Source organism: Cribrihabitans pelagius (assembly GCF_048820915.1).
Taxonomy (GTDB): domain Bacteria; phylum Pseudomonadota; class Alphaproteobacteria; order Rhodobacterales; family Rhodobacteraceae; genus Cribrihabitans_A; species Cribrihabitans_A pelagius.
Genome location: NZ_JBMERR010000011.1, coordinates 57,276 through 77,802, shown reverse-complemented (window position 1 = coordinate 77,802; position 20,527 = coordinate 57,276). Strand labels below are relative to the sequence as shown.

Sequence of the window (20,527 nt, the reverse complement as noted above, 5' to 3'; positions counted from 1 at the left end):
TCAGAGGTCCCCGGGCAGCAGCGCCGCGGGCATGTTCTGGTAGCAGACCGGGCGCAGGAAGCGCCGGATCGACAGCGTGCCCACCGAGGTCGCGCCGAAGTTGGTCGAAGCCGGGTAAGGCCCGCCATGGACCATGCTATCGGCCACCTCGACCCCGGTCGGGAAGCCGTTGACCAGCAGCCGCCCGGCCTTGCGTTCGACGATGGGCATCAGGCGCTGCGCGGCCCCGGTGTCGCCCTCCTCCATCTGCAGCGTCACGGTGAGCTGGCCCTCGAACCCCCGGGCCAGGGCTTCCATCTCCCCGGCATCCGCCACCCGCACCACGAGGCCCAAGGGGCCGAAGACCTCTTCGCCCAAGTCGCGATCCTGCATGTAGGCGGCGGCGTCGGTCTCGAACAGGCTGGGCCGTGCCGAGCGGCCTTCGCTGTCACCCCCAACCACCGGGCGTACTGCGTCGCGCCCGGCAAACCGCGCCGCGCCGTCGCGATAGGCCTGTGCAATGCCATCGGTCAGCATCACCTGCGCCGGCACCTGTTCCAGCGCCCGCGCCGCGGCCTGCACGAAAGCATCGCCCTCCGGCCCTTGCATCACCACGGCGATTCCGGGGTTGGTGCAGAACTGGCCCGCGCCCATGGTGAGCGAGCCGGCCCAGCCTTCGCCAATCGCGGCCCCGCGCGCCCGCGCCGCCTCGGGCAGGACAAACATCGGGTTGACCGAGCCCAACTCGCCGAAGAACGGGATCGGCTCGGGCCGTTGGGCGCAGAGATCGAACAGCGCCCGGCCGCCGCCGAGCGAACCGGTGAACCCGACCGCCTTGATCAGCGGATGCTGCACCAGGCTCTGGCCCGCTTCGCGCTTGCCTCCCTGGATCAGGGAGAACACGCCCTTCGGCATCCCGGTCGTCTCAATCGCGGCGCGGATGGCCTCGGCCACGATCTCACCGGTGCCGGGATGGGCAGAGTGGCCCTTGACCATCACCGGGCAGCCCGCCGCCAGCGCCGCCGCGGTATCGCCGCCCGCGGTGGAGAAGGCGAGCGGGAAGTTGGAGGCGCCGAAAACCGCAACCGGACCGATCGGCCGCTGCACCATCTTCAGATCCGGGCGCGGCAGCGGCTGGCGGTCCGGCAGCGCCGCGTCATGGCGGCGGTCGAGGTAATCGCCGTTCAGGATATGTCCGGCAAACAGCCGCAGCTGCCCGGTGGTCCGGCCGCGCTCGCCATTGAGCCGCGTCTCCGGCAGGCCTGTTTCCCGGGTGCCGATTTCGGTGATCGCTTCGGCGCGGGCCTCGATCTCGTCCGCGATGGCGTTCAGGAACGCGGCACGGGCGCTGCGGGTGGTGCAGCCATAGGTCCAGAACGCGTCTTCCGCGGCGGCGCAAGCCTGGTCCACCAGCGCGGGCGTGCCCATGCAGAACGCCTGCGGCGTGCCGCTTGCGGGCTCCGACAGGAAGAGCTGATCCGAGCCAATCCATTCGCCCGCGATCAGGTGTTTTCCATGCGGCTGAAAGCTCATGCCGCTTCCTCCTTCTGCCAGTTGCTCACCATCTTGCAGGCGATTTCGAAGGCGGCGCGGGTGGCGCCGGCATCCGCCGCCCCCTGGCCTGCGATGTCAAACGCCGTGCCATGCGCGGGCGTGGTCACCGGCACCGGCAGGCCGCCCTGCACGGTAACGCCGCGGTCGAAGCCCAAGAGCTTCAGCGCGATCTGGCCCTGGTCGTGATACATGGTCACCACCGCGTCGATCTCGCCGCGGGTCACCTTGAGAAACACGGTGTCGGAGGGCAGCGGTCCGGTCACGGCCATCTGCCCGCCCGCCATGTGGCGCACCGCCGGTTCGATCACCTCGATCTCCTCGCGGCCGAAGTTGCCGCCGTCGCCGGCATGGGGGTTGAGCGCGGCCACCGCGATGCGCGGGCGGGCATAGCCGGCCCGGCGCAGGGTGCGGTCGATCAGCCGGGTGGCCTCCTCGATGCGCTCCCCGCCGATGGCCGCGGCCACATCCTTCAGCGCGATATGGCTGGTGACGCGGCTGGTCCACATGCCGTCAAGCGTGTTCAGCTCGGAAATATAGCCAGTCACGCCCAGCTTTTCGGCCATGTAATGCAGCTCATCCGAATGGCCGATCCCGGCCATATGCATCGACGCCTTGTTGAAGGGGGCAAAGACGATGGCGTCGATCACGCCGCTTTCAGCAAAGGCCAGCGCCTGATCGAGCACCCGAAGGGTCGAGCGGCCCGAGGCTTCTGTGCTTTGCGCCAAAACGATCTCATCAGGGGCGATGGTCTGCATCTCGTGCAGCGCCGGGCCTTCGGCGGCGGTCCAGTCGCAGGTCCCTGCATCGACCGCGGTCATGTCATGGCGCAGCCCGGCCTGGGCCTGGCCCAGCTCGAACACATGGCGGTCGCCGATCAGCAGGATCTGCGCCTGCGCTGCACATTCGTCTGCCAGAAGCCGGGCAACCAGCTCCGGCCCGATGCCGCTGGGGTCACCGGGGATAACTCCGATCCTTGGGGGCATGTCTACTCCGTTTCTGCGGCCCGGGCGGTGTCCCGCAGGGCGTTCCTGATATTGCTGACGGCCGAGGCCAGGTGGCGGCGCAGGGCCTTGGAGGTGGTCTTGGCATCGCGGCGGCTGAGCGCCTCGACGATGGCGCGGTGTTCGGCCAGCGTCTGGCCAAGGCCGGAGCGGCGCTGCGAAGACTGGAACCGCGCCCGCCACAGCCGGGCGTTGTACTTGCGGTGGGTGTCGATCAGCGGCGCGTTGCGGCTGGCCTGAACGATGATTTCGTGCATCTGCATGTCGAGCCGGAAGGACTCCAGCGGCGGCAGCGTGCCCTCGCCTTCTTCCATCCGGCGCTGGCAATCGGTGACCCGGGCAATCTCGTCTTCGGTGATCGCAGCACAGGCCAGCTCCCCCGCCAGCGCCTCCAGCGCGCCCATCACCACCAGGTTCTGCTCGATCTCCTCGAACGGCGGATTGGCGACCTGCGGGCGGCGGGTGACGGAATATTCGACCAGCCCGTCCTGCTCCAGGATGGTCAGCGCCTTAGTCAGCGGTGTGCGGCTGATGCCAAGCGCCGCGGCCAGGTCCCGCTCGGAGATCCCCGCCCCGGCGGGCAGCTTCTCCAGCAGGATCAGCTCGCGCAGCTTGTCGGCCGCAATCTCGACCAATGTGGCGCGCGGCCGCGCCAGTTCCAGCTCGCCGGTATCCAGGCCGGAGAATTCAGCCTTCTTGCTCATGTCATTTCCCCCAGTTCAGGACCACAGGATCGAGTGGCCGGATCAGACGAAGCAGAGCCTCCTTCGTCTGCGGATGCAATGGCGGGATCGGGTGGCGGCAATAATCGGACGCAATGACGCCGCCTGCAACCATCGCCGCCTTGGCCGAGCGGAAGCCGCACTGGCGGTTCTCGTGGTTCACCGCCGGCAGCACGCGGGCATAGGCGGCGGTGGCGGCATCAATGTCGCCGGCCGCGAAATGAACGAGAACCGGCTTGATCTGATCCGGGATCATCGCGCTGGTCATCGCGCCGGTGGCTCCGGCCTCGAGATCCGCAAGCAGTGTGATCGCCTCCTCGCCGTCGAACGGGCCCTCGATGGCGTCGCCGCCCTCGGCCACAAGCGCGCGCAGCTTGGCCGCGGCCTGCGGGCATTCGATCTTGAACAGCTTCACCATCCCGATCTCGCGCGCCATCCGGACCAGCAGCGGCACCGGCAGCTCGACACCGGAGAGCGGCGCATCCTGCACCATGATGGGCAGGCCCACTTCGCCCACGCGGGCGAATTGCTCGAAGGTCTGCTCCGCCGTGCCCCGCATCAGCGCGCCGTGGTAGGGCGGCATCATCATCACCATCGCCGCGCCGTGGTCCTTCGCGTGCTGCGCCCGCTCCACCGCAATTTGCGTGGCGAAATGGCTGACGGTGACGATCACCGGCAGCCGCCCGGCCATATGGGTCAGAGAGATTTCGGTCAGCTTGCGTCGCTCCTCGTCCGAGATCAGGAACTGCTCGGAGAAATTGGCCAGGATGCAGATGCCGTCGCTGCCTTGATCGACCATGCAGTCGATCACGCGTTTCATGCCCTCGTAATCGACCGTCCCGGCCGGGTGGAACGGGGTCGGGGCGACGGGCCAGATGCCGGAATAGCGGGTCATTCGGTAATCTCGAAGTTGTGCAGGTGTTTATCGGAGATGGAGATGCCAAGCCCCGGCGTGTCATCGTCCAGTTGCAGAAAACCGTCCGCGGCCTCGGGGTCGCCGTCGAAGATGTAATAGAACAGCTCATTGCCGACCTCGACATCGAACACCGGGAAGTATTCGGCGATCGGGCAGTTCGCGCTGGCCATGGTCAGGTGGTAGTTGTGCATCTGGCCCGCGTGCGGGATCACCGGGATCTGCGCCGCCTCGGCAATCGCGTTGATCTTCTGCGCCGCGGTGATGCCGCCCACGCGGTTGGTGTCATACTGGAGCACGCTGACCGCGCGGCGGTTGATCAGCTCGGAGCAGCCGATGACCGAGAATTCATGCTCGCCGCCGGAGATCGGCACGATGCCCATGGCGTTCAGCTCGGCATAGCCCGCCACGTCGTCGGCGATCACCGGTTCCTCCAGCCAGCGCGGTTCATACCGGGCGAGCTTGGGCAGCATCCGCTTGGCATAGTCGAGGTTCCAGCCCATGTAGCATTCAAGCATCAGGTCGGTGTCGTATCCGATCACCTCGCGCAGCGCCTCCACCCGCTTGAGGTTCTCGCGCATCCCGGTCATCCCGTCCTTGGGGCCATAGCCGAACCGCGACTTGAAGGCGGTGTAGCCGTGGCTCATCGCCTCTTCGGCCTCGGCCTGCATGGTCTCCACCGGGCCTGCGTAGAGCTTGGAGTAATAGACCGGGATCTTCTCCTTGGTGCGCCCGCCCAAGAGCTTGAACACCGGCTTGCCGACCAGCTTGCCCATCAGGTCCCAGATCGCGATGTCGATGGCGCTGATCGCGGTCATGCCGATGCCCTTGCGGCCCCAGGCATGGCTGCGGCGGTACATCTTTTCCCAGATGTAGGCGCAGTCGAAGGGATCTTCGCCCACCGCCAGCGGCGCATACCAGTCGTCGATGGCCTGTTTCACCACCGTCGGCGCCAGCGCCGCGTTGCCGATGCCGATGGTGCCGTCCTCGGCCTCCACCTCGCAGGTCAGCCACTGGTGGAAGCGGAAGGAGGCCATCGCATCGCCCTTGAGCCACAGCGCGTCCGACGCGTTGGTGCAGAAGTTCCCGGCGGGCGGAACGGTTGGCCCCTTCCAGGTCCAGACCCGGGTCCGGACGGATTTGATCTTGGTCATCAAGGCTCCCCTCTCTCTCGTTTCGCTGGCGTCCCCGGACCGGGTTGGGCGGGACCGGGACACGAATCATGTTGACTTCGGTTGTAACATGGCAATGGTATTTTGGAATGCCAAAATTCTGAAGCGCCAAATTCGGGAGGAGGACGCGCAGCGCATGACACAGCTTTCCGTGCAGTGCGCCTGCCCTGTAGAAGCGACCCGAGGCGGCGCCGCGGATGCGGCATGACTTTCCAGTCCAACGGAGGAGACACCATGAAAACCCTGACCAGAACCCTGAGCGCCGGCCTCGCCGCCGCAACGCTGACGCTGGCGCTGCCGGCCGCCGCCGAGACCTATGTCGTGGCCGTGGGCGCCGCCTCGAACAGCCTTCAGGGCCAAAGCGCCGCGCGCTTTGCCGAGCAGCTGCAGGCCGAGCTCGGCGATGCGCACACGGTGGAGTTCTACGCCGATGCGCAGCTCGGCAACGAAAAGGAGCTGATGCAGAAACTGCGCCTCGGCACCGTCGAGTTCACCCTGATTTCCTCGATCATGACCAATGTCGCGCCCGAGTTTGCGCTGTTCGACATGCCTTTCCTGGTGCAGGATCGCGCCCACCTGAAGGCGATCGACGCCGGGATCGTGCAGACCGACCTCGCGCCGCTGGCGCAGAAGGCCGGGCTCACGGTGCTCTCCACCTGGGAAAACGGCTTCCGCCAGATCACCAACAGCACCCGCCCGATCACTTCGCCCGCCGACCTGGAGGGCCTGAAGATCCGCACGCCGTCGTCGGAATGGCGCGTGTCGATGTTCAAGGAATGGGGCGCCAACCCCACGCCGATGTCCTTCTCCGAAGTCTTCGTCGCCCTGCAGACCGGCACCATGGACGGGCAGGAGAACCCGCTGACCAATATCGTCGGCGCGAACTTCCAGGAGGTGCAGAGCTACCTCAGCCTGACCGGCCACGTCTACTCGCCCACCTATCTCACCACCGGGGCCCAGACCTGGAAGACGCTGCCCGATGACGTGAAATCCGCCGTCGCAGAGGTCGCCGCGTCGGTGCAGGACTGGGCGTTGGAGCAGGGCCAGACCGCCGACGGCGAGCTGGTCGAAAAGGTCCGCGCCGCCGGTGTCGAGGTGAACGAGGCCGACAAGGCCGCCTTCATCGCCGCCTCCGCCCCGATCTACGAGGCCTTTGCCGCCCAGGTGCCCGGCGGCGAAGCCCTGGTGCGCCGCGCGCAAGACCTGGCCAAGCAATAGAAACAGCGCTCCGGCCGGGCGACCCCTGTCCGGGCACTCTCAAGACAGGAGGAAGGCATGATCGCACTGACTGAGCGCATGCTGTTGCGGGCCATCGAGACGGTATGCCTGGCGCTGCTGGTGACTCTGGCGCTGTCCGTCGTCTATTCGACCACCATGCGGTATCTCGGCGCGTCGCCCGCATGGTATGACGAAATCGCCAGCGTGCTGCTGGCTTGGCTGACCTATTTCGGCGCCGCTTATGCTGTGTTCCTGCGCCAGCACATGGGCTTTTCCGGCATCGTCACCGCCCTGCCCAAGCCCTTCGCGGTGGCGCTGGCGCTGTTCTCCGAAGTGCTCGTCATTGCCTATTTCGCGGTCGTCGCCTGGTACGGCAACGCGGTGCTGGCGGTGGCGAAATGGGACTCGCTGCTGTCCCTGCGCTGGATGACCCTGGACATCGTGCAATCGGTGATCCCCGTCGCCTCGGTGATCATGATCATCGGCACGCTGCTGACCCTGCCCCGCGCGCTGCGCCAAGCCGCCGAGGGCATCGGCGCGGAGCATGCCGAGATCGAGCAGGCCATCGCCGAGGCCGAAGCCGAAACCGCCGCCCTGGCAAAGACTCCGCTGGCCCAGAGCTCGAAAAGACAGCCCCCGCTGGCACAGAAGGAAGCCGCGAAATGATCCTGCTCCTGACCACGATTGCCCTGATCGCGCTGATCCTCATCAACGTGCCGATCGCCGTTGCCATCGGCGCCGTGTCGATGGGAGGCTTCCTGCTCACCTCCGGGCCCGACAGCCTCAATGACATGGCGATCAAGCTTTACTCCGGCTCAACGTCCTTTCCGCTGATCGCGATCCCGCTGTTCATCCTGGCGGGCAACCTGATGAACACCTCCGGCATCTCGCTCAGGCTGATCAACTTCGTCACCGCGCTGATCGGCTTCATCCGCGGCGGCCTGGGCATGGTGAACATCGGCGTCTCGATGGTGTTTGCCGAGATTTCCGGCTCCGCCGTCGCCGACGTCGCCGCCACCGGCACCGTGCTGATCCCCGAAATGAAACGCCGCGGCTATTCGCGCCAGCTGGCCGCCGCAATCACCTCCTCGTCCGCCTCCCTCGCCATCATCATCCCGCCGTCGATCCCGATGATCCTCTACGGCGCCATTGCCGAAACATCGGTGATCAAGCTGTTCGTCGCCGGTATCGTGCCGGGCCTTCTGGGCGCGTTTCTGCTGATGCTGGTCACCTGGGTCATGGCGGTGCGCTACGATCTGCCCCGCGCCGAGGGGTTCGACGCGCGCCATGTCTGGAAGACCTTCAAGGAAGCCTTCTGGGCCCTGACCATGCCGGTGATCATCCTTGGCGGCATCTTCTCGGGGCTGGTCACCGCCACCGAGGGCGCCGGCCTCGCGGTGCTCGCGGCGCTGGTGATCGGGCTGTTCGTCTACCGCGACCTCGACCCGTCGCGGCTGCGCAAGACCATGCTCGAAGGCGTCAGCCAGACCGGCATCGTGATGCTGCTGGTCTCCACCTCGGCCGCGCTGGGGCTGTTCCTGACCCAGGCGCAGGTGCCGCAGCAGCTGGCGGCGCAGATCACCGAGGTCACCACCAACCCGCTGATTGTGCTGGCGCTTTTGAACCTCTTGCTGCTGGTGCTCGGCATGTTCCTGCACGGCGCGGCGGCGATCATCCTGGTGGTGCCGGTGGTGATGCCGCTGGTTAACGCGGTCGGGATCGACCCGATCCACTTCGGCATCATGGTGACGCTGAACCTCGCCATCGGCCAGCAGACGCCGCCCGTGGCCTCGGTGCTGATCACCTCCTGCTCCATCGCCCGCTCGGGGATCTGGGAGACCTCGCGCACGAACCTGCCCTTCATCGCGGTGCTCGCCCTGATCCTGCTTCTGGTCACCTACGTGCCCGGAATCTCCACCGCGCTGACCGGATATCTGGACTGACCGGTCTCCCTTGCCGGCGGGACGGCAGATCCTTTTGGTACCCGAAACCCGAATTCTGTTTTGGCGATCCGGCTTCTAATCGGCCGGGCCGCCATGGCCTAAATCGGCCGCATCAGATTTGGAGCAAGACCCATGAAAGACATCGCCGGCACCGCCCGCATCCAGGCCGAGATCATCGAGGCCTTCAACTTCCGCCACGCCACCAAGGTGTTCGACCCGGACCGCAAGATCAGCGCGGGCGACTTCGAAACCATCCTGGAGGCTGCCCGCCTGTCGCCGACCTCCTTCGGGCACGAGCCGTTCAAGATCCTGATGATCCAATCCCAGGAAAAGCGGGAGCTGTTCCGGGACTTCTCCTGGGGGGCCAACGGCATGATGAACGGCACCGCCGGCCAGCTGGGCACTGCCAGCCACTTCGGCATCATCCTGGCGAGCACCGCGGCAACCATGACCGCGGGCTCCGACTACCTTCAGGACTTCTACCGCAGCGTGAAGCAGCTGCCGGAAGATGTCATCGAAATCTTCAACGGCGCCTACGGGAAGTTCCAGTCCGCCGACCACAAGATCACCACCGAGCGCGAGATCACCGACTGGGCCGGCAAGCAGGCCTACATCGTGCTCGCCAACATGATGACCGCGGCGGCGCTGATGGGCATCGACTCCTGCCCGATCGAAGGCTTCGGCATGGCAGAGACCTCCGCAACGCTGGAGAAACACTTCGGCATCGACCCCAGGCAGTACAAGCCCGCGGTGATGTTCGCTTTCGGCCACCGTGCAGCCGATCCGCAGTTCCCCAAGACCCGGCGGACGATGGAAGACACCGTCAGCTGGTTCTGAAGCGCGCAATCCTGAACAGGCCGCGCCCCTGCCACGGGGGCGCGGTTTTCCTCATGCGGTGCTGCCGCCGGGCGCCTCCCACACCGGCGCCTTGCCAATGCGGGCGATCAGGAAATCCATGAAGGCCCGCACCTTCGGCGACAGCACGTTGGCCTTGGGATAGACCAGCCACAGCACCGACTTGTCGGCCACCTCATAGCCCGGCAGAACCTGCACCAGCGCGCCGGATTGCAGCTCCTGATGCACGCTCCACAGCGAGTTGATCGAAATCCCCGCCCCCGCGATGGTGGCCAGTTTCTGGGTCAGCCCGTCGTCCAGGATCAGGCGGCTCTGCGCCAGCCGCGGATCGAACTCCCCGGCCGCACCCTCCGGCCCGGCCAGGGGGCGCGCCGACTGGTTCCTGAAGCCGATCAGCTGGTGCCGGGCCAGATCGTCGGGATGCGCGGGTGTGCCGTGCCGGGCGAGGTAATCCGGCGACGCGCACAGCACCCGCCGGTCCTCCGCCAGCTTGCGCCCCTTCAGGCTGGTGTCCGCCAGCGGCGAATTGCGCACGGCAAGGTCAAAACTGCCCTCGATCAGGTCGAAGATGCTGTCGGACAGGCGCATGTCCAGCGTCATCTCGGGAAACTCCTGCAGAAAATCCGGCAGCAGCGGCGCCACATAGAGCTGGGCAAAGGTGCTGGGCGCGGTGAAGCGCAAAACGCCACTGGGCCGCGCCCGCCCCTGCCCCAGGGCGGCCCGCCCCGCGTCCTCCTGCGCCAGCATCTCGCGCGCGTAAGGCAGGAACTCGGCACCCTCCAGCGACAGCGAGACCTTGCGGGTGCTGCGATGCAGCAGATCTGCTCCCAGCGTATTCTCCAGCTTGGCCAGCCGCGCTCCGGCCACCGCCGGCGCGAGGCCAAGCTGCCGCCCGGCGGCGCTGATGTTCAGCTTTTCCGCCGCCAGAACAAACAGGCGAAGCGCGTCAGTGTCCATCTTTATACCCGAAATCCGAATTATGATTTCATCAATTGGTCATCTATATGCGAGCCGCAATGTATATTTGCTAAGGAGCAACACAGATGCACCGTCACACACGCGGGTCCCGGTGAGCCGCCCGACCGCCCGGCCGCCACCGCCCGCAGGCAGGAGGCCCCCATGCCCAAGACCATTCTCATCACCGGCGCCACCGACGGCATCGGGCTGCAAACGGCCAAGATGCTGGCCGGCCAGGGCCATACCGTCCTGCTGCATGGCCGAAGCCGGGCAAAACTGGACGCAGCCGCGGCCGGGGTTGGCGGGGAGACCGAAAGCTATATCGCCGATCTGTCCAGTCCGGGCGCCGCGGCTGCGCTGGCCGGGACGGTTCTGCGGCGGCACGCCCGGCTGGACGTTCTGATCAACAACGCGGGCGTCTACAAGACACCGGACCCGCGGACGCCCGGCGGGCTGGATGTGCGCTTTGCGGTGAACACGGTGGCTCCCTGGGTGCTGACCCGGCGCCTTCTGCCCATCATCCCCCGGGACGGGCGGATCGTAAACCTGTCGTCGGCAGCGCAGGCGCCCGTGGACCTGCAAGCGATGGCCGGGCACGGTGCAATGGCCGATTTCGCAGCCTATGCGCAAAGCAAGCTCGCCCTCATCATCTGGACGCAGGAACTGGCCAAGACCCTGCCGGAGGGCCCGGCAGTGATCGCGGTGAACCCCGGCTCCCTGCTGGCCTCCAAGATGGTGAAGGAGGGCTTTGGCGTTGCCGGGAACGACATCGGCATCGGGGCGGAGATCCTGTGCCGCGCCGCGCTGGATGCTGAATTTGCCACTGCCTCGGGCAAGTACTACGACAATGACGCGGGCCGCATCGCCGAGCCGCATGCCGCCGCCATGGACGCCCGCCACCGGAACGCCGTGATGGCGGGCATCCGGGCAATCGCGTCCCGGGAGGAGTGAGGCGCGGCGACTGGGGACCAGTACCCGGGAGCCGGGCGCCAGGCCCGCCTCCTGATTCCCCAGCCGGTGCTCTCCGCCGTTCCGGAGCACGTCCGGCGCCGGTCTGTCACACCGCACCGGGACGGGAGCCCCTATCCGCGGCCGGCCCACGGGGATGCCAGCCGCGCGCCATAGGCGCGGAGACCAGCTGCCTTTCGAACAGGCCGCCGCATCCGGTCGACAGAATCGCCCCGCGCCGCTAGCCTGACACGTGCAACGTGCGCCTGGGCTGCCCTCAGGCCGGTCCCGGTCCCGCACGGTGTCCGTTCCCGCTTCCGTACCGGCCTTTCTGACAGGGAAAATTCCAGTGACGAGGCCAGCCGCGCCCCCCGTCCAGACAACGAGGATCTCCGGTCTGCGCATCGGAGCGATGGCGTTCGACAGCCGCGATCCGGCGATGGAGGGCCTGCGGCGGAACGTGCAGAAGATCCCGGCGCAGAAGATCCTCCTGCATGACGGCGAAGACAGCGGCTGGGTGCTGGTGGTGGCCGAAGGCTGGCTCGCCGCCTCGAAATGCGCGCTGAACGGCGAGGTGCAGCTGATCGACTTCATCCTGCCCGGCGACATCGCCGACCCGACGGCGGCGGACGGCAAGACCGCCGGGCTGAGCCTGGAGGCGGTCACCGATGCGCGGGTCTCGGTCATTCCGCTGCCGGCCTGGCACCGGATGCTGGCGGACTCGCCGCGGCTGGCGCGGGCCAGCGCGCAGGTGCATGCGGCCGGCCGCGCGCGCCTGTCCGAACGGATGCTGCGGCTGGGGCGCGCCAGCGCGGAGAGCCGGATCGCCTATGCGCTGATCGAATTGTGCCTGCGGCTGAGGCCGCTCGGCCTGTCGGACGATTGCCTGTTCCACCTGCCCCTGACGCAGCGCCGCATCGGCGATTTCACCGGCCTCACCGCGGTGCATGTCTGCCGCACGCTGCGCCGCTTCGTGCGCAACGGGCTGGTGGAGACCGCCGATCACATGGATATCCGGATCACCGACCTCGCTGCCCTGGCACGGATCGCGGGCGTCGATCCTGCCCGCCTCGCCGCCGAGATCACCCCGGTTGCGGACTAGCGGAACTCGGCGATTTCCCCCAAAGCCTCCCCCGCGAGCCGTTCCGAGGCATGCACGGCAATGTCGCTGACCGAGAGCAGACCCGCCAGCCGCCCCGCCTCGTCCAGTACCGGCAGGCGGCGGATCTGGTGGTCGCCCATCAGCGCCGCGGCGGCCTCCACCGTGTCGCGGGTCCGGCAGCAGATCACCCGTGCCGTCATGCAGCGGGAAATGGCGAGGCCCGCCAGGGCGCTGTCCTGCCCGGCCAGCGCCAGGGTCAGGTCCCGGTCGGTCACCACGCCGACGATGCGCTCTGCCTCGACCACCGCCAGCACGCCGATGCCAAGCCTGCGCATCTGCCCGGCCGCAGCGGCAATATTTTCCTGCGGATGCACCCAGCGCAGCGGCGCGGACATGATCTCTTGCACCATCATCGGCTCTGTCTCCGCTTCACGCCGGCACGGGATGGCGGACCCTCCCCCAAGGGCCGCCATCCCGGCCAGGGCGGCGCCTGCGGCCCCTAGGGCGCGCTCTTGACGTCGATCTTCCGGGCCGGATTGCGCGCGTCCGGTTTCTTCGGCAGACGCACTGTCAGCACGCCATTCTTGAAAGTAGCCTCGATCTTGTCGCGGTCGATGCCCTCCGGGATGCCGATGGTGCGCTCAAACGAACCGAAGCGCCGTTCGCTGAGGTAGAAGCCGCCTTCCTCGCCGCCCTCCTCGTGCTCCTGCTTCTTCTCGCCGCGCAGGGTCAGCGTGCCGTCGCCGACCCGGAGGTCGATGTCCTCTTCGCTGAGACCGGGCAGCTCGGCGGAGAGTTTCAGCTCGTCCTCCTTGTCCACCACGTCCAGCACCGGCATCTTCCAGGAGAACTCCTGCAGCGGCCAGCGCAGCGGGTTGCGCCGCCCGCGGCCGCGGGAGCGCAGCGGCGCGAAGAAGCTGCCGGAGTGCAGATCCTCCAGCAGGTCGTCGATTTCGTCGCGGATGTTCCAGAGCGGGCCCCAGCTGCGTTCGGTCAGCGCCTTCTGCGGGCTGTCCTTTGCTTCGCTGCGGGTGTCTTCGCTGCGGGTGTCTTCGGGTTTGTCGGGCATTCTCCGGTCTCCATCGGTCAGGGGTTGAGTCGCGTCCCCCCCAGCCTCCGCCGATCCGCCCTGCGCCGCATTAACCGGCGTTAAGCCGCCCGAAGCGCCTCTCCGCCGCTGCCCCGATTGACCGGTGTCAAACCCCGGCGCGGCGGGATTTGCTACCCTGAACAGCGCGGCCCCGGGGCCTGCAACAGGGAGAGGAGGCCGAAACCCATGAGCTACAAGACAATTCTCGCCTGCCTGACGTCACAGGCCGCGGCCCGGAACCTGCTGCCTGCCGCCTGCGCGCTGGCCCGCCGGTTTGACGCGCATTTGACCGGCCTGCACACGCTGGAGGCCTTGGTGCCCTATTCCGGCATCGCGATTGCCGCCGATGACATTACCCTCGGGGAGTTCAACAGGCGCGTGATCGCGGAAGACCGCAAGATAGAGACGCTGTTCCGGGCCGCCACCGGTCAGGCCGGCTGCGCGGCGGAGTGGCGCTCGCGTCCGGCGCGCTCACCCGATGCCGCGGACGAGCTGCTGGTCTCGGCGATGCGCTGCGATCTGGCCCTGGCGCTGCTGCCCGGCCTGGACCAGGAGCGCTTTGACCAGAGGGGGTTCCAGATGGAGCTGGTGCTGAACAGCGGCCGTCCGCTGCTGCTGCTGCCGGATGACTGGGGCGGGCGGCCGGTCGGCACCCGTGTCCTCGCGGCCTGGAAAGGCACGCGCGAGGCGGCGCGCGCGCTGCACGACGGGCTGCCGTTCCTGGAGCAGGCTGAGTTCACGGAGCTGCTGACCATCGGCGAGAGCCCGCGCCCGGCTCACGGGGCCGAGACCGAAGGGCATGAGATCGCCCGGCTGCTGTCCCGCCACGGCGTGCACGCGCAGGTGCGCCACATCGAGGCGGGCGAACACGGCACCGGCACCCGCCTGCTGATGGAGGCGGCGAGCCAGGAGTGCGATCTGATCGTGATGGGCGGCTACGGCCATTCCCGGCTGCACCGGCTGATCTTCGGCGACGCCTCAGAGCATGTGCTCGGCGAAGCGCGCATCCCGGTGCTGATGTCGGGCTGAAATGTCAGCTGACAACCGCAAGCGGCGGGGGCTTTCGCGCCCCCGCCGCTCCGTTCCCGGCAATCCGCCATTGGCCGCCGGCGCCGCTGGCCCGGGCGCCGGACGTCAAACCGGCTCGGATTTGGCCGCCTTCGCCGTATTGCGGGCCCTGTCAACCGCGTCGTTGAGGGCTTCCTTCACCGCTTCGGCTTCGGTCTCGCAGATGCAGGTGGCGCAGCGCGACACCATGCCGGCCCATTCGCGGCCGTCCTCGGCGATCCGTTCGGCGGACTGGCGCTGCCATTCGGTCAGCGCGCGCACCGCCGCGGCCGGACTGCCGCCGCCTGCCGAGGTGGCGGTCAGGGTGGCGGTCAGCGCTGTCTGGGCCGCTTCGTGCCGGCGCTCGAACCAGTGCCGGGCGAAGACTTCCGCCTCATCCAGCAGTTTTTCCTGCGCCGCCCAGAATTGCTCGGCCTGCGGTTTCATCATCGGGTTCAGCATCATCGCATTCTGCATCGCCCCCAGGACATCCGGAAAGATCCCCGTCGCATCCCCGGTCGCTTTATCTGGCATCTGATCATCTCCTCACACGAGTGAATCGTGGGCCCAGTCTGCCCCGGACCCGCCGCCGGTGCCTTAATTGAAATCAAGGGCCGCCCGGCTCAGGCGGCTAAATGCCGGTATCCGGCGGATTCCGGCTCAGCGGGGCGGCGGCGGGCGGTCCGGGCCTGGCTGTTTCTCCAGCAGCGCCCGCGCCCGGGCGACGGCCTGCGGGAACAGCGCCCCGGCCTCTGCCGCGGTATAGCTGCGCCCGTCCGGTCCGAAGCCTCTCACAGCGCCGTCCTGAAACTCGAGGATCAGGAGCGGGCGTTTCCCGCCGCTGCAGGCCAGGCGGCCCGCCCCGGCGTGGCGGCACAGGGACACCCGCGAGACCGCCGCGAAGACCCGGGAGCCTGCGCGCACGGGCGGATCGACAACCCAGCTCACCGGACCGGCCCGAACGCCCGCCAGCCAAAGCGCGCCGCGGGCAGCAGCAGCGCGGCCGGCACCACTGACAGATCCAGCTCGGCCCGGCCGGAGAGCGACGCCCGGGCAAAATCCGGCTCGACCTCCAGCCGCAGCCTGCGGCATGGCGCGGGCGCGTGGATCAACGGCGCGAGCAGGCCGAACAGCTGGCCCGTCTCCGCCGGATCGCCGGTTCCGAAGGTGCCTTGGGCAACCAGCCTGCGGATGTGAACCCGGCGCAGGATCTCCGCCGCCAGCCGCAGCGCCGCGGCCGCCAGCCGCAGCGGCCTGGCCTGCCGCCCGCCGCGCCTCTTTCGCGGTCTGCGCGCAGGCTTCCCGGTCCCGGGCGGCTTTGCACGCCGCCGCAGCGTAATCCGCGGGCCGAAGCCGCCGCAGGGCCGGATCGCGGCCTCAAAGGCGAGCCCGGTCTCCTTTTGCAGCACCAGACTGAGGTGCAGCGGCGAGAAAAGCACCAGCCCGCAGAGGCCGGCCAGCAGCGCCAGCCCGCCGGTGAGCACCACGGCCGCCATGTTCAGCCCTGCTCCTGGCGGCCCCTGGCGGCGGTCCCCAAGGCCTTGCCGGCCGCGTCCCCCAAGACCTCCGCAAGCGCCGTCATCGCGCCGTGCACCGATTCCACCCGGGCCCCGCGCTCGTCGATGATGATCGCCCCCAGCGGCTTGATCCCGCCTCCGGCCCCGGCGCCCGCACCCTGGCCCGCCTTGGCATCGGCACCCCCGCCCGCGCCGAAGCCGAAACCGTAACTGACGATGGGAATGACCGTCGCGGCGCCCTTCTCGATCGGATCGCCAAGCACGTTCTTGGCGTTCAAGAGCCGGTCGAGCTCTTCCACCGTGTTCTTCAGCAGACGTTCGACGTTTTCCATGACGGGGCCCTTTCCTTCTGCGAGACAGCCAATGGCGCCAGCCTACCAGCCCGCCCGCCTGCCATGGTTGATGCAGATCAGACGACCCGCGCGGGCCGTTGGCCGCCGGATCTCCGTCGCGCCTGGGGCCCCGGCGAAAAAATGGTGCAAGGGAGCTGGACCCGGCCGGAGACCCGGTCTTCAAACCTTTCCCCCGGCGATTCCGGGATGGCCCCGATCCTGGAGAAACGGCCGGGCGGCAAGGCCACCTAGATGATCCGCGGCCGGGGCCGCAGCCCGCGCAACGGGCCCGCGCCCGGCCCGGCACCATGCAGCCGCGCACCGCAGCAGCGCGCCACCCGCCGCGGTCATCTCCCCGCCCGTCACGCTGCAGCGGAAATGCTCTGCCGTGGTCCCGCCGACCGCCGCAAAGCCCTGCCGGACCCCGGACCCGGCCGGGAGAGGCCGGTTCAATCCGTTTTCAGGATCATCGACAACCGCAGGACAGCGGCCAGGATGGACTGCGCCAGCACCGGCGCCTCGCCGGTCCCGATCGCCGCATCGCTGTCGCGGCTGTCGTTTTCGGACAGGGAGCAGTGCCACTCGCCGTGCTTGCCATAGGCGCGGCCGCGGATGCGGACGGTCCAGTCGGGAAAGGCCTTGTCGGCCACCTCCATGGCGCCGTCGGCGGTGCCGATCCGGTTTGCCGCCTGCCCGCCCGCGGGCACCGCCTGCGGCCTCAGATAGGCAAGCGCATGCAGCACGCTGTCGAAATCCGCGACGGTCAGATCGGTGCGGCTTTCCAGCGCGCCGATCAGGACGTCCAGTTCAGGGTCTGTCATGGCCATCTTCCCCGTTGTCTGTGAGATCGTCTGTGAGAACGTCTGTGGTTGAGGCGCCGCCGCGCCCTGCAGGGAGCGCGATGGCATCAGTCTAGCTTGGCCGCGGCGGAGCGGAATGATTTGCATCAATCGCGCCCGCCCGGGACGTCATCCCTCGCACTGGATGACAACCGGGCAGCGCGCCGCATCCTGGATGCGGGCGATGGAGGGCAGGCCCGCGAGCGGTGCCGCGATGAGGACGGCGGCAGGGCTCATGTGCTCCAGATGCCTGAGCAGGGTGCCGGGCGGGGTGCAGCGCCTGGTCTCGATGGCGCTGCCGCCTGCGGTCTGCGGCACCGCGCCTTGCGGGGCCCCGGCCGCGCCGGTGCAGGCGACCAGCACGACCAGCGGCTTGCCCGCCTTTCGTGCCAGCCGGACGGCATAGTCCGGCACCGCCTGCCCTTCCGCCAGGATCAGCGCCAGGCAGCCGGCCGCGCGCAGCACCGGCTTGTACCCGAGCACCAGAAGGTCGCCCGCCCGCGCCGTCTGGCTCAGCGCGTCCTGCAGATGGCCCTCGGCCTCGCGGAAGGAGCTGTTCAGCGCCGCAGCCCGGGTCCGGCGGGCCAGCAAACCCTCGAACCGCCTGGCATCCGCTTGCAGCGCACGCGCCATCGCCGCCGCGTTCAGCCCGGCTTCCTGCCGGCCGGAGTAGGTCACCACGCGGGCATAGGAGTAGGTGGCGGCCAGCACCGCGGTTTCCCGCACGAAGACGCCTTGCAGCTCCGCCCCGAGGTTGCGGGCAAGCTCCATCGCCAGCGCCAGGGCGGCCTCGGCATCGGGGTAGCAGCTGGCCCCCAGGATCACCCGGGCGCGCCCGGCCGCGCCGCCGCCGCCGGTATCAGCCTGCGTCATGTCCGGCCTCCCTCGCAAAAGCCTTGCGGATGCCGGCAAAGGCTGTCAGCCGGTCTTCCACCAGGCGGTTCAGGCTGGCTTCGGGAAAGGCCCCGCCGGCGCCGCGCACCCCGGCTTCCAGCCCGGTCAGCACCTCGATCCCGTCGCTGACCGTGGCCATCGGAACGACCCGGAAGCGGCCCTGCCGCGCCGCATCCGCCACGCGCTGGCGCAGCATCAGGTGGCGGGTGTTGGCAGCCGGGATCAGCACCCCCTGGCGGCCGGTCAGGCCGCGCGCCGCGCAGAGGTCGAAGAAGCCCTCGATCTTCTGGTTCACCCCGCCGATTGCCTGGATGTCGCCAAACTGGTTGACCGACCCGGTGATCGCAAAGGACTGGTCCAGCGGCACCTCCGCCAGCGCGGAAAGCAGCGCGATCAGCTCCGCCGCGGAGGCGCTGTCGCCTTCCACCCCGCCATAGCTCTGCTCGAACACCAGGCTGGCCCAGAGCGACAAGGGCGCCTTGGTGGCATAGGTCGCGGCGAGGTAGCCCTGCAGGATCAGCATCCCCTTGGAATGGATCGGCCCGCCCAGTTCGGTCTCGCGCTCGATGTCCACCAGCTTGCCGGAGCCGGGGCGGGTGCGGGCGGTGAGCCGCGACGGCTTGCCGAAGCTGTAGCCGCCGATCTGCAGCACCGAGAGCGCATTGATCTGGCCCACGCGCGCCCCTTCGGTGCCGATCATCACCGTGCCGCGGCGGATCGCCTCCAGGCCAAGCGCCTGCACCCGGCCGGCCCGGCGCTCCTTCTCCGCCACCGCCTTTTCGATATGCTCCGCGCCGATATGCGGGGTCCTGCCGTCCCCGGCCCAGTATTCGGCCTCGCGCAACAGGTCGGAGAGGCGGCTGAAATTCAGCGACAGCCGCTCCGCATCGCCCGCCATGCGCATGCTTTCGCGCAAGAGCCGCTCCACCGCGGGCCGGTCCAGCGGCCGGGTTCCGGCGCGCCGCACCAGCGCGGCGATCACCTGCGCGTAAGCGTCCGCCGCCTCCGCGCCGGTGAGCGGCAGATGGTCGTCGAAATCGGCCTCCAGCTTGAACAGCTGGAGGAAATCCGGGTCCAGCGCCGACAGCAGGTAGTAGTGCATCCGCTCGCCGATCAGCACGACCCGCACGCTGAGCGGCACCGGATCGGGCTCCAGCGACACGGTGGAAACCAGGCTCAGCCGCTCGCCGGGGGAGTAGATCGCGATCTGCCCGGTCCTGAGGCAGCGTTTCAGGGCGTCCCAGGCCAGGGGCTCGCTCAGCACCTGGCGCACGTCGAGCACCAGGTAGCCGCCGTTCGCGCGGTGCAGCGCACCCGGTCTGATCATCGTGAAATCGGTGACCAGCGCGCCCTGTTCGGAGGCATATTCGATGCGCCCGATCAGGTTCGGCAGGCTCGGCAGCTCTTCCTTGACGACGGGTGCGCCAGGGGTGCCGCCGCCGTTCGTCACCATCACGTTGACGCGGTAGCGCTGGAACTGGGGCTCTTCGAAATGGCGGCCGGTAGCCCCCGGGAACGGCCCCGCGCTCTCTTCGCTGCCGGTTTTCAGGAACAACTCGGCGTGCTTGATGAGATCGCTGCGCACGGCGTCCAGATAGCGCAGCACCGCCGCCTCACCGGCGAAGGCCTCCTGCACCTCGCGGATCGCCTCCTCCACCCCGCGGGAGGCCAGCTGGGCGTTCAGCTGTTCCACCTGCCGCCGGTGCTCCTTCTCGCGTTTCGGCACCGATGTCAGCACCTCCGAGATCTGCTTCTGGATCGCCTCGATCGCGTCTTCCAGCGCTTTGCGCTCCTCCGCGCTCAGCGCGTCGAACTCCTCCTGCGACAGCACGTTGCCGTCGCGCAGCCCGGCAAAGCTGAACCCGGCGGGTGTGCGCATGATGGCGACATTTGCCTTCCGCGCGGCCTCGAACACCGCCGCCATCCCGCTTTCATGCTCGGCGGCGAACGCCTCCTCCATTGTGCGGCGCCGGGCCTGGTAGTCCTCGGAGTCGAACAGCGCCGGGATCTGGCCGGCCAGATCGTCCACCAGCGCCTCCATCATCCGGCGCAGGCGGCAGGCATCGCCCGCGGGCAGGCGGATGGCGGCCGGCTTGTGCGGCATCTCGAAGTTGTTGACATAGACCCAGTCGCCGGCGCCGGGCCGGTCCCGAGCGATGGTTTCGAGGATCGAATGGGCAATCGCATGGCGGCCGCTGCCGGGCTCCCCCAGGACGAAGACGTGGAAATCCTCATGCGGGACCAGGGCCGCCATCCGGATCGCATCGACCGCCCGGTCCTGGCCCAGCCAGCCGGCGGCGGCGTCCAGCTCGTCCGTCAGGGTAAAGCGCAGCGCCCCGGCGGGCAGCGCGGGCTGCAGCTGCTCCGCGGTCAGGGGCGCGGGTCCGAGGTGGTCTGCCATTGAGCTCTCCCGTGGCCGAAGGGGCGGCGGAGGTGCGGAGTCC

Annotated in this window: 22 protein-coding genes; 7 read left to right on the top strand and 15 right to left on the bottom strand. The window is 68.5% G+C overall.

The genetic code is table 11. From position 1 onward, the window contains the following. The 5 genes from ACOHX0_RS11490 to ACOHX0_RS11470 are packed head-to-tail and all read right to left on the bottom strand — an operon-like array spanning position 1 to position 5,323. Complete coding sequence (locus tag ACOHX0_RS11490; protein WP_420676866.1) at positions 1–1,512, bottom strand: aldehyde dehydrogenase (NADP(+)); 1,512 nt, start codon at positions 1,510–1,512, stop codon at positions 1–3. Continuing rightward, complete coding sequence (locus ACOHX0_RS11485; protein ID WP_420676864.1) at positions 1,509–2,516, bottom strand: 4-hydroxythreonine-4-phosphate dehydrogenase PdxA; 1,008 nt, start codon at positions 2,514–2,516, stop codon at positions 1,509–1,511. Before ACOHX0_RS11485 ends, ACOHX0_RS11490 begins: the two co-directional genes overlap by 4 nt. Before the next feature lie 2 nt (positions 2,517–2,518). Beyond that, complete coding sequence (locus ACOHX0_RS11480; protein WP_420676862.1) at positions 2,519–3,238, bottom strand: GntR family transcriptional regulator; 720 nt, start codon at positions 3,236–3,238, stop codon at positions 2,519–2,521. A gap of 1 nt (position 3,239) precedes the next feature. Next, a complete protein-coding gene (locus ACOHX0_RS11475) occupies positions 3,240–4,151 on the bottom strand; it encodes a dihydrodipicolinate synthase family protein (protein WP_420676860.1) in 912 nt (303 codons plus the stop codon). Continuing rightward, positions 4,148–5,323 carry an L-rhamnonate dehydratase gene (locus ACOHX0_RS11470; protein WP_420676859.1) on the bottom strand — a complete coding sequence of 392 codons (1,176 nt, stop codon included), beginning with the start codon at positions 5,321–5,323 and terminating at the stop codon, positions 4,148–4,150. Before ACOHX0_RS11470 ends, ACOHX0_RS11475 begins: the two co-directional genes overlap by 4 nt. Before the next feature lie 252 nt (positions 5,324–5,575). Here ACOHX0_RS11470 and ACOHX0_RS11465 point away from each other — a divergent pair, with 252 nt between their 5' ends. The 4 genes from ACOHX0_RS11465 to ACOHX0_RS11450 all read left to right on the top strand — a co-directional run bounded on the left by ACOHX0_RS11465 (position 5,576) and on the right by ACOHX0_RS11450 (position 9,339). Then, complete coding sequence (locus ACOHX0_RS11465) at positions 5,576–6,559, top strand: TRAP transporter substrate-binding protein (protein ID WP_420676857.1); 984 nt, start codon at positions 5,576–5,578, stop codon at positions 6,557–6,559. Positions 6,560–6,616: 57 nt separating this feature from the next. Further along, complete coding sequence (locus ACOHX0_RS11460; protein WP_420676856.1) at positions 6,617–7,225, top strand: TRAP transporter small permease; 609 nt, start codon at positions 6,617–6,619, stop codon at positions 7,223–7,225. Next, positions 7,222–8,502, top strand: a complete 1,281-nt coding sequence (locus ACOHX0_RS11455) for a TRAP transporter large permease (protein ID WP_420676854.1) — start codon at positions 7,222–7,224, stop codon at positions 8,500–8,502. Before ACOHX0_RS11460 ends, ACOHX0_RS11455 begins: the two co-directional genes overlap by 4 nt. Positions 8,503–8,634: 132 nt before the next feature. Next, the gene (locus ACOHX0_RS11450) at positions 8,635–9,339 is read left to right on the top strand and encodes an NAD(P)H-dependent oxidoreductase (protein ID WP_420676852.1); all 705 of its coding nucleotides are present in this window, start codon (positions 8,635–8,637) and stop codon (positions 9,337–9,339) included. Positions 9,340–9,390: 51 nt separating this feature from the next. Here the strand turns inward: ACOHX0_RS11450 and ACOHX0_RS11445 are convergent, their stop codons facing one another. After that, positions 9,391–10,314 (bottom strand): LysR family transcriptional regulator, encoded by a 924-nt coding sequence (locus ACOHX0_RS11445; RefSeq protein WP_420676850.1) that lies wholly within the window; start codon positions 10,312–10,314, stop codon positions 9,391–9,393. A gap of 162 nt (positions 10,315–10,476) precedes the next feature. Between ACOHX0_RS11445 and ACOHX0_RS11440 the strand changes: the two genes are divergently transcribed. Both ACOHX0_RS11440 and ACOHX0_RS11435 read left to right on the top strand, forming a co-directional pair. After that, entirely contained in the window at positions 10,477–11,265 is a 789-nt protein-coding gene (locus ACOHX0_RS11440) for an SDR family NAD(P)-dependent oxidoreductase (RefSeq protein ID WP_420676849.1), read from the top strand. Between the two features lie 346 nt (positions 11,266–11,611). Then, positions 11,612–12,364, top strand: coding sequence for a Crp/Fnr family transcriptional regulator (locus ACOHX0_RS11435; RefSeq protein ID WP_420676848.1), 753 nt, complete (start codon positions 11,612–11,614; stop codon positions 12,362–12,364). On the opposite strand, the gene ACOHX0_RS11430 is transcribed toward ACOHX0_RS11435, so the two are convergent. Further along, entirely contained in the window at positions 12,361–12,777 is a 417-nt protein-coding gene (locus tag ACOHX0_RS11430; protein ID WP_420676847.1) for a CBS domain-containing protein, read from the bottom strand. The genes ACOHX0_RS11435 and ACOHX0_RS11430 overlap by 4 nt on opposite strands. A gap of 86 nt (positions 12,778–12,863) precedes the next feature. Beyond that, positions 12,864–13,433 carry an Hsp20/alpha crystallin family protein gene (locus tag ACOHX0_RS11425; RefSeq protein WP_420676846.1) on the bottom strand — a complete coding sequence of 190 codons (570 nt, stop codon included), beginning with the start codon at positions 13,431–13,433 and terminating at the stop codon, positions 12,864–12,866. Positions 13,434–13,640: 207 nt separating this feature from the next. Between ACOHX0_RS11425 and ACOHX0_RS11420 the strand changes: the two genes are divergently transcribed. Beyond that, positions 13,641–14,483 (top strand): universal stress protein, encoded by an 843-nt coding sequence (locus tag ACOHX0_RS11420; RefSeq protein ID WP_420676845.1) that lies wholly within the window; start codon positions 13,641–13,643, stop codon positions 14,481–14,483. Positions 14,484–14,588: 105 nt separating this feature from the next. On the opposite strand, the gene ACOHX0_RS11415 is transcribed toward ACOHX0_RS11420, so the two are convergent. From ACOHX0_RS11415 to ACOHX0_RS11385, 7 genes are all read right to left on the bottom strand, one after another. After that, a complete protein-coding gene (locus ACOHX0_RS11415; RefSeq protein WP_420676844.1) occupies positions 14,589–15,035 on the bottom strand; it encodes a hypothetical protein in 447 nt (148 codons plus the stop codon). A gap of 126 nt (positions 15,036–15,161) precedes the next feature. Further along, entirely contained in the window at positions 15,162–15,449 is a 288-nt protein-coding gene (locus tag ACOHX0_RS11410; RefSeq protein WP_420676843.1) for a hypothetical protein, read from the bottom strand. Then, entirely contained in the window at positions 15,446–15,997 is a 552-nt protein-coding gene (locus ACOHX0_RS11405) for a DUF2953 domain-containing protein (RefSeq protein WP_420676842.1), read from the bottom strand. The genes ACOHX0_RS11410 and ACOHX0_RS11405 overlap by 4 nt, the downstream gene beginning before the upstream one ends. Positions 15,998–15,999: 2 nt before the next feature. Then, on the bottom strand, positions 16,000–16,350 hold the full coding sequence (locus ACOHX0_RS11400; RefSeq protein ID WP_420676840.1) for a GerW family sporulation protein: 351 nt from the start codon (positions 16,348–16,350) through the stop codon (positions 16,000–16,002). Between the two features lie 449 nt (positions 16,351–16,799). After that, positions 16,800–17,171, bottom strand: a complete 372-nt coding sequence (locus tag ACOHX0_RS11395) for a hypothetical protein (protein WP_420676839.1) — start codon at positions 17,169–17,171, stop codon at positions 16,800–16,802. Between the two features lie 147 nt (positions 17,172–17,318). Further along, on the bottom strand, positions 17,319–18,062 hold the full coding sequence (locus tag ACOHX0_RS11390) for a hypothetical protein (protein WP_420676837.1): 744 nt from the start codon (positions 18,060–18,062) through the stop codon (positions 17,319–17,321). Then, complete coding sequence (locus ACOHX0_RS11385; protein ID WP_420676835.1) at positions 18,049–20,484, bottom strand: Lon protease family protein; 2,436 nt, start codon at positions 20,482–20,484, stop codon at positions 18,049–18,051. Before ACOHX0_RS11385 ends, ACOHX0_RS11390 begins: the two co-directional genes overlap by 14 nt. Positions 20,485–20,527: the final 43 nt, after the last annotated feature.